The 7,346-nt window shown below is 66.4% G+C and carries 9 protein-coding genes; 4 read left to right on the forward strand and 5 right to left on the reverse strand.

Annotation, left to right across the window (positions count from 1 at the left end; genetic code table 11):
• The first annotated feature begins 29 nt into the window (after positions 1-29).
• Positions 30-1,187 carry an FAD-dependent oxidoreductase gene (locus QOI01_RS06015; protein ID WP_526379281.1) on the forward strand — a complete coding sequence of 386 codons (1,158 nt, stop codon included), beginning with the start codon at positions 30-32 and terminating at the stop codon, positions 1,185-1,187.
• A 110-nt stretch (positions 1,188-1,297) separates the two neighbouring features.
• Here QOI01_RS06015 and QOI01_RS06020 read toward each other — a convergent pair whose 3' ends face one another.
• Positions 1,298-1,558, reverse strand: a complete 261-nt coding sequence (locus tag QOI01_RS06020; RefSeq protein ID WP_526379273.1) for a hypothetical protein — start codon at positions 1,556-1,558, stop codon at positions 1,298-1,300.
• A gap of 287 nt (positions 1,559-1,845) precedes the next feature.
• Between QOI01_RS06020 and QOI01_RS06025 the strand changes: the two genes are divergently transcribed.
• From QOI01_RS06025 to QOI01_RS06035, 3 genes are all read left to right on the forward strand, one after another.
• Positions 1,846-2,295, forward strand: coding sequence for a Zn-ribbon domain-containing OB-fold protein (locus QOI01_RS06025; protein ID WP_526379274.1), 450 nt, complete (start codon positions 1,846-1,848; stop codon positions 2,293-2,295).
• Positions 2,292-3,539 (forward strand): lipid-transfer protein, encoded by a 1,248-nt coding sequence (locus QOI01_RS06030; protein ID WP_526379275.1) that lies wholly within the window; start codon positions 2,292-2,294, stop codon positions 3,537-3,539. The genes QOI01_RS06025 and QOI01_RS06030 overlap by 4 nt, the downstream gene beginning before the upstream one ends.
• Before the next feature lie 92 nt (positions 3,540-3,631).
• Positions 3,632-3,862: a DUF167 domain-containing protein gene (locus tag QOI01_RS06035; RefSeq protein ID WP_526379276.1), complete on the forward strand. Its 231-nt coding sequence runs from the start codon at positions 3,632-3,634 to the stop codon at positions 3,860-3,862.
• 90 nt (positions 3,863-3,952) lie between these two features.
• Here the strand turns inward: QOI01_RS06035 and QOI01_RS06040 are convergent, their stop codons facing one another.
• From QOI01_RS06040 to QOI01_RS06055, 4 genes are all read right to left on the reverse strand, one after another.
• A complete protein-coding gene (locus QOI01_RS06040) occupies positions 3,953-4,711 on the reverse strand; it encodes an ABC transporter ATP-binding protein (RefSeq protein ID WP_526379277.1) in 759 nt (252 codons plus the stop codon).
• Positions 4,695-5,534, reverse strand: coding sequence for an ABC transporter ATP-binding protein (locus tag QOI01_RS06045; RefSeq protein WP_526379278.1), 840 nt, complete (start codon positions 5,532-5,534; stop codon positions 4,695-4,697). The genes QOI01_RS06040 and QOI01_RS06045 overlap by 17 nt, the downstream gene beginning before the upstream one ends.
• Positions 5,531-6,739 carry a branched-chain amino acid ABC transporter permease gene (locus QOI01_RS06050; RefSeq protein ID WP_526379279.1) on the reverse strand — a complete coding sequence of 403 codons (1,209 nt, stop codon included), beginning with the start codon at positions 6,737-6,739 and terminating at the stop codon, positions 5,531-5,533. The genes QOI01_RS06045 and QOI01_RS06050 overlap by 4 nt, the downstream gene beginning before the upstream one ends.
• A partial coding sequence (locus tag QOI01_RS06055; protein WP_526379280.1) for an ABC transporter permease subunit occupies positions 6,736-7,346 on the reverse strand: 611 nt, incomplete at its 5' end. The genes QOI01_RS06050 and QOI01_RS06055, both read right to left, overlap by 4 nt.

Below are 7,346 nucleotides of genomic sequence, written 5' to 3' on the forward strand. Positions count from 1 at the left end.
TGTATTGGACTTATGTAACCACCGCGCCGATCCTGGAATCCATGAACGACACCACCGTCCTGATCGCTGGCGCCGGAATCGGAGGCCTCACCGCGGCACTGGCCCTGCACCGACACGGCACCGAGGCCACCGTCATCGAACGAGCCGCCGAACTGCGACCGCTCGGGGTCGGCATCAACCTGCTGCCCCGCGCCGTCGCCGAGCTCGACCGACTCGGGCTCGCCGACGAGTTGGCCGAACACGCCGTGGCGCCCAGGGCGATCCAATTTCACGACGACCAGGGCCGCCTGCTGTACCGCGAGCCGCGAGGAATCGACGGCGGGTATCGCTGGCCGCAGCTCTCCGTCCACCGCGGTCGTCTGCAGGCGCTGCTGCTGTCTGCCGTGCGTGACCGGCTCGGACCAGACGCGGTGCGCTGTGGTCACCGGCTGACCGGCTTCCACGAGTCCGACGATGAAGTGTTGGTGCACACCTCTGCCGGAGCGACGACGACGGCGGTGCTCGTCGGCGCCGACGGCATCCACTCCGCCGTGCGAGCGCAGCTGCACCCGACGGGCGATCAGCTGCTCTGGTCGGGCATGCAGATGTTCCGCGGGACGACCAGGACCGAGCCCTTCCTCGACGGCGAGACGATGGCGATCGTCAAGGGTGACGGCGTCGACGTCATCGTCTACCCGATCGGCGACGGACTGATCAACTGGGTGGTCCAGGTCGACGAGGCCGCGCCTGGCGCGCTTCCGGGGGATGCGAACTGGAACTCGCCAGGCGATCCGGACATCGTGATCGGCCACCTGTCGGCCTTCCGGTTGGACTGGCTCGACGTCGCCGCCCTGGTGCGAAATGCGGAGACCGTGCTGGAGTACCCGATGGTCGATCGGGATCCGTTGGCGTGGTGGTCGCCTCCCGGCGGGCACGGCCGGGTGACGCTGCTCGGCGACGCCGCGCACCCGATGTATCCGGTCGGCGCCAACGGTGGTTCACAGTCGATCATCGACGCCACGACATTGGCCGACGAGTTGGCGCGTGAACCACGGAACGGGTTGCGCGACTATGAGATTCGTCGCCGTCCCGAGACGGCAGACGTCATCGCCGCCAACCGGGAGATGCTCAGGGCCAGCGCCGGACCGGACGAGCTTGCACACGTCACCATCAAGTACCGACACGACACCCACGCGGACAGGAGTTAAACCGATGATCACCGACGTCCTGATCCTGCGCGACGTGCAGCTGCACGACTTCGTCGAAGTCATCCGCGCCCAGTCCTTCAGCGGGTTGGGCCTGGACGATCACACTTCGGTCAGTAGCCGAGGAACTTGCGGAACTGCTGTCCGACGGCCATCGACTGGCCCATCCGCTGCACCCAGCCGTCGAGCGCCGCCTTCGTGTCGGCCGCGTTCCATCCGCGCTCCTGGCCGAGGGCGATCATGCCTGCCTCGTCGGTGACACCACGGGCTTGCGCGTCACGCGCGAGCCCGCCGTAGTCCTGGAGCGAGATGCCGTTGATCGGCTGCCAGATGGGATCGTCCGCGGCCACCGAGCGGGTAGACGGCCCGCCCATCACGGCCGGGGTCGATCAAGCCTGCGCCCTGAACGTGTACCTTCCCGTCGCCCCGTTGCTGTTGGGCCCAGGCCTGCTGCGCCGCGTTCTTCGCCTTGCTGAAAAGTCCCACGATGACCCCCCGGATCTGCCGGATCTCCAGACGATGATGTCTGGGCCGGACGCTACCCCCGCGGCCCAGCTCGCGACTCGAAATCGACGCGGTCGTCAAGACGGCTCGAGACGCAGAGCCAGGCGAAACTGCAACACGTTTCAGTTTCGCGATTGGCATCGATTACGCTGGCCGCGTGCCAGGATCTACGGACGCCCCAGCGCAACTACCAGCCATCGACGGGTGGTTCGACACCGACGACGCCGGAGTTGCCCACCTGATCGCCGGTAAGTGCACGCAGTGCAGCACCTACGTCTTTCCGCCGAGGGCCAACAACTGTCCGAACCCGGCGTGCGACGGCGACACGCTCGACCAGGTCCCGCTCTCACGCCGCGGAAAGGTGTGGAGCTACACCGAGAATCGGTATCCCCCACCCAGTCCCTATCCGGCCGCGGACCCGTTCCAGCCGTTCGCCATCGCCGCGGTCGAACTCGCCGATGAGGGGCTGATCATCTTGGGCAAGGTCGTTGAGGGCACGCTGGCCGCGGACCTCAAGGTCGGCCTCGAGATGGAATTGACCACGATGCCGCTCTACACCGACGAAGACGGATTCGTGCGGAGCGTCTACGCATGGAGGATCGCATGAGCCCGGACACATCCCCGGAGGCATCCCCCGAGTCGCTTCGCTCCGGCCCACCGGAACCGCTCTACATCCTCGGCGCAGGCATGCACCCGTGGGGCAAGTGGGGCCGCGACTTCACCGAGTACGGCGTCGTCGCCGCACGTGCCGCACTGTCCGAAGCCGGCCTCGACTGGCGCCAGATCCAGTTGGTCGCAGGCGCCGACACCATCCGCAACGGATACCCGGGCTTCATCGCCGGTTCGACGTTCGCTCAGAAGCTTGGCTGGAACGGCGTCCCCGTCAGCTCGAGCTACGCGGCGTGCGCGAGCGGATCGCAGGCGCTCCAGAGTGCCCGTGCTCAGATCCTCGCGGGATTCTGCGACGTCGCCCTGGTGATCGGCGCCGACACCACCCCGAAGGGGGCGTTCGCGCCGGTGGGCGGCGAACGCAAGAACGATCCCGACTGGCAGCGCTTCCACCTGATCGGTGCGATGAACCCGGTGTACTTCGCGTTGCTGGCCCGCCGCCGGATGGACCTCTACGGTGCGACGTCCGAGGACTTCGCGCAGGTGAAGGTCAAGAACTCGCGCCACGGTCTGCAGAACCCGAATGCCCGCTACCGCAAGGAATCCGCGGTCGAGGACGTGCTGGCCAGCCCGGTGGTCTCCGATCCTCTGCGGCAGCTCGACATCTGCGCCACCTCCGACGGTGCGGCTGCGCTGATCGTGGCGAGCAAGTCGTTCGCCCAGAAGCACGTTGGCTCACTCGAGGGCGTGCCGTCGGTGCGTGCTGTGAGCACCGTGACCCCGCGGTACCCGCAGCATCTCCCCGAACTGCCCGACATCGCAACGGATTCCACCGCTGTGGTAGCCGCGCCGGATCGGGTGTTCAAGGATCAGATCCTCGACGCCGCCTATGCCGAAGCGGGCATCGGACCCGAGGACCTGTCACTGGCCGAGGTCTACGACCTGTCCACGGCGCTCGAGCTGGACTGGTATGAACACCTGGGTCTCTGCGCTAGGGGTGAGGCGGAGTCACTGCTCCGCAGCGGCGCTACCACCATCGGCGGCCGGGTCCCCGTCAACCCGTCGGGTGGTCTCGCCTGCTTTGGGGAAGCGATTCCGGCCCAGGCGATTGCGCAGGTCTGCGAGCTCACCTGGCAGTTGAAGGGGCAGGCCATCGGTAGACAGGTCGAGGGCGCGACGGTCGGCGTCACCGCCAACCAGGGGCTCTTCGGTCACGGGTCGTCGGTCATCGTCGCCCGCTGATCGTCCCTGCGCCTCCCCGCGAGCGTGCGTGTCTGTACGCGACACGCCGAGGCCAATTGAGCATTCACGCACGCTCGGCGTTGGATTGATTGATGTCCGAGTTCATTTGGGTGCGCGTCAAACCCGGCAGCCGAAAGGGTCCGCTCGTCGAGGTGATTGACGAGGACGAGTTGACGGTCTACGTCCCCGAACGCGCGGTCGACGGCAAGGCGAACGAGGCGGTCGTCAAACTGCTGTCCGAACATCTCGGGGTCCCGCGCAGTCGGGTGGTGCTCGCTGCCGGTGCGACGTCACGCGTCAAGCGGTTCCACATAGATATCTGACCCCAGCGAGCGTGCGCAAACGACCAAAACTCCTCGGCGCGTCGCGTACAGACACGCACGCTCGCGGCAGGGGGCGAGAGGTGTGCGCGGTCAGGCGACGCCGAGGTAGGCGGCCCGAATACTATCGTCTGCCAACAGGTCTGGAGCATTGCCCGTCCGCGTCACTGAACCAGTCTCCAGGATGTAGGCGCGATCGGAGCGGCTCAGGGCCTGCTGGGCGTTCTGCTCGACCAGGAGCACCGTGGCGCCCTGCTTGTTGATCTCCGAGATGATCTTGAAGATCTGCGAGATCACCATCGGGGCCAGACCCATCGAGGGCTCGTCGAGCAGCAGCACCTTGGGCCGGGCCATCAACGCACGGCCGATGGCAAGCATCTGTTGCTCGCCGCCCGACAGCGTGCCACCGACCTGGCTGCGGCGCTCGGCAAGCCGCGGGAAGGTCTCCAACACCCAGTCGAAGCGCTCACGATGCTCGGCCTTGCTCGGGAAGGTCCGCCCGTAGCAACCCATTTCGAGGTTCTCGGCGACCGTCATCCCCGGGAACACACCGCGTCCCTCCGGGGCCTGAATCAAACCGTCGACGACCCGTCGGTGCGCCTTGACCCTCGAGACGTCCCTGCCGTCGAACCACACCGAACCGGACGTCAGGGGCCGCAAACCGGAGATGGCCCGCATCATCGTGGTCTTGCCCGCACCGTTGGATCCGAGCAGGGTCACCAGCTCGCCTTCGTGCACCTTCAACGAAACCCCATGCAGGGCCTGAATCCGGCCGTAGTGCACGACGACGTCACGCACCTCCAGTAGGACGGGACGCGGGTCGGTGTCCATGGTCTCAGGTGAGCTCATCATCGGGAACCCCCAGGTATGCGGCGATGACCGCCGGGTCTTCGCGGATGTCGGCAGGCAGCCCGTCGGCGATCTTGCGGCCGAACTCGAGCACCACGATCCGGTCCGTCACGCCCATGACGAGCCGCATGTCGTGCTCGATCAGCAGCACGGTGTAGCCGTCGCTCCGGATGGCCTGGATGAGCTCGATGAGCGACGCCTTCTCGCTGGGGTTGAACCCGGCCGCGGGCTCGTCGAGGCACAGCAGCTTCGGCTCGGTTGCCAGGGCACGGGCGATCTCCAACCGACGCTGATCTCCGTACGGTAGGTTCTTGGCCTTCTCATCGGCACGTTGCGCGATGCCGACGAACTGCAGCAGTGCGGCGGCCTTCTCGATCGCCGACTTCTCCTCGCGTCGGTGCCGAGGTGTCCGGAGCAGTGCACCGGGGACCGACGTCTTGTGCCGAGCGTCCGTGCCTACGACGACGTTCTCCAGCGCCGTCATCTCACCCCAGAGCCGGATGTTCTGAAACGTTCTGGCAATGCCGCGCCGAGTGATCTGATGCCGCTTGATCTTTCCGAGCGGAGCGCCATCGAAGATCACCGAACCCGAGGTCGGTCGGTAGACCCCGGTGATCGCGTTGAAGCACGTGGTCTTGCCTGCGCCGTTGGGTCCGATCAAGCCGAGGATCTCGCCACGTTTGATGTCGAAGGTCACCGAATCGAGTGCCGTCAGACCGCCGAACTTCACGCTCAGATCCGTGGTGTGCAGGAGCGTCTCGCCTTCGGCCGCCTTCACCTCACGGTGCAGCGCCGCCAGCTCCTCGTCGATCACTGGTTCGTTCACGCAGCCGCCTTCGAATCGTCGGCGGCGCCCAACAGTTTGCGCGCCGACTTGCCGTACGCGAGCAGTTGCTGCCGCACCGGGAACAGGCCCTGCGGCCGGAAGATCATCAGCACCACCAGCGCGAGGCCGAAGAACAGGTACTTCAGGTCGCCGAGATTGACTCCCAACAGGTGAACCCCGAGAAGCCGGTTGGGCAGGTAGACGATGATGAATGCGCCGAAGATCACGCCCAGCTTGTTGCCCTGACCACCGAGCACCACGGCGACCAGGAACAGCATCGAGTTGATGATGTTGAAATTGGTCGGCGCGACGTACTGCACCTGGCCGGCGTACAGCGCCCCGGACAGGCCGCCGATGCCTGCGCCGATCACGAACGCCCACAACTTGAAGCGGAAGGTGTCGACGCCCATGACCTCCGCCGCGTCCTCGTCCTCCCTGATGGCGACCCAGGCCCGGCCGACGCGGCTTCGCTCCAGGTTGCCGACCAGCAGCAGGATGCCGATCATCAGCAGCAGACCGAGCCAGAACCACCAGGTGCCGTAATTGGAGTGGCCGCCGGAGTTGCCGCTCGAGAAGACGCCGTTGGGCAACTTCTCGCTCTCGCCAAGCCGCGGGTAGGCGATCTGATTCAGCCCGCGGGACCCGTTGGTGACGTCGTTGAGGTTGTCGGCGAGAAGGCGGATGATCTCGCCGAATCCGAGCGTCACGATGGCGAGGTAGTCACCACGTAGGCGCAGGGTCGGGGTGCCCAGGATCAGTCCTGCCAGGGCCGTCACGGCCATCGCGATCGGCACGCAGGACAGCCACGCCCAGTCCTTGCTGAAGAATCCGGTGGGGCCCATCTGGTTCCACGGGCTGTCCGGACTGGTGAGCAGTGCGACCGTGTAGGCCCCGACCGCGTAGAAGCCGACGTAGCCGAGGTCGAGCAGGCCGGCCTGTCCGACCACCACGTTGAGGCCGATGGCGATGATCGCGATCATCACGAATGCCGCCATCGTGCCGCCGAAGCTGATCCCCGGGGTGTCGACGAAGCCCGGCGTGTACAGCGGCAACAAGGCCAGCAGGCCGAAGCCGACGACGCCGGCGATCCACTTCGCGGGCCGGCTGAGTCCCGACCACCACTGCCGCAGACCGTCCCCCGGCGCTAGCAGTCGTTGCGCCGGCGTCCTGCCTTCATCAGCGGTCGGTCCAGCCTGGTGGCTCATGCTCGCGCCTTCCCTAGGCTCTCACCGAGTATGCCGGTCGGCCGCACCAGCAGGACCAGGACGAGCAGCACGAAGGCCACGACGTCACGCCACTGGGTGCCGAAAACCGCCTGGCCGTAGTTCTCCATCACGCCGAGCAGCAGACCGCCCAGCAGCGCGCCGCGGAGGTTTCCGATGCCGCCGAGGACGGCCGCGGAGAACGCCTTGATGCCGAGCAGGAATCCGCCGGAGTAGATGATGCCCTGCGGGACCTTGAGCGTGTAGAGCAGTGCCGCGGCGCCGGCCAGGAGGCCGCCGATGAGGAATGTGGTCATGATGATCCGCTCGCGGGACACACCCATCAGGGTGGCCGTCGTCGAGTCCTGCGCGACGGCCCTGATGCCGCGGCCAAACTTCGTGCGGTTGATCGCGATGTCGGTGAGCACGGCGAGCACCAACGCTGCGGCGACGATGACGATCGTGACGTTGGTGACGGTGGCACCGAACACGGTGAACTGAGTCTTGGGCTGCACCAGGATGATTGGCTGCTGGGCGTTGGAGCCGCCGTAGCCCTTGATGATGTGCGGCAGGATGAAGTGCACGAATTCCTGCAGCACGAATGACATAC

The organism is Mycobacterium sp., from assembly GCF_032162605.1.
Classification (GTDB): Bacteria; Actinomycetota; Actinomycetes; order Mycobacteriales; family Mycobacteriaceae; genus Mycobacterium.

Bases quoted from the DNA above. Each gene is read 5' to 3' on its own strand.
- QOI01_RS06020 (WP_526379273.1), bottom strand. From the start codon at position 1,558: ATGGGCGGGCCGTCTACCCGCTCGGTGGCCGCGGACGATCCCATCTGG.
- QOI01_RS06030 (WP_526379275.1), top strand. From the start codon at position 2,292: ATGAGCCCGGACACATCCCCGGAGGCATCCCCCGAGTCGCTTCGCTCC.
- QOI01_RS06035 (WP_526379276.1), top strand. From the start codon at position 3,632: ATGTCCGAGTTCATTTGGGTGCGCGTCAAACCCGGCAGCCGAAAGGGT.
- QOI01_RS06040 (WP_526379277.1), bottom strand. From the start codon at position 4,711: ATGATGAGCTCACCTGAGACCATGGACACCGACCCGCGTCCCGTCCTA.
- QOI01_RS06050 (WP_526379279.1), bottom strand. From the start codon at position 6,739: ATGAGCCACCAGGCTGGACCGACCGCTGATGAAGGCAGGACGCCGGCG.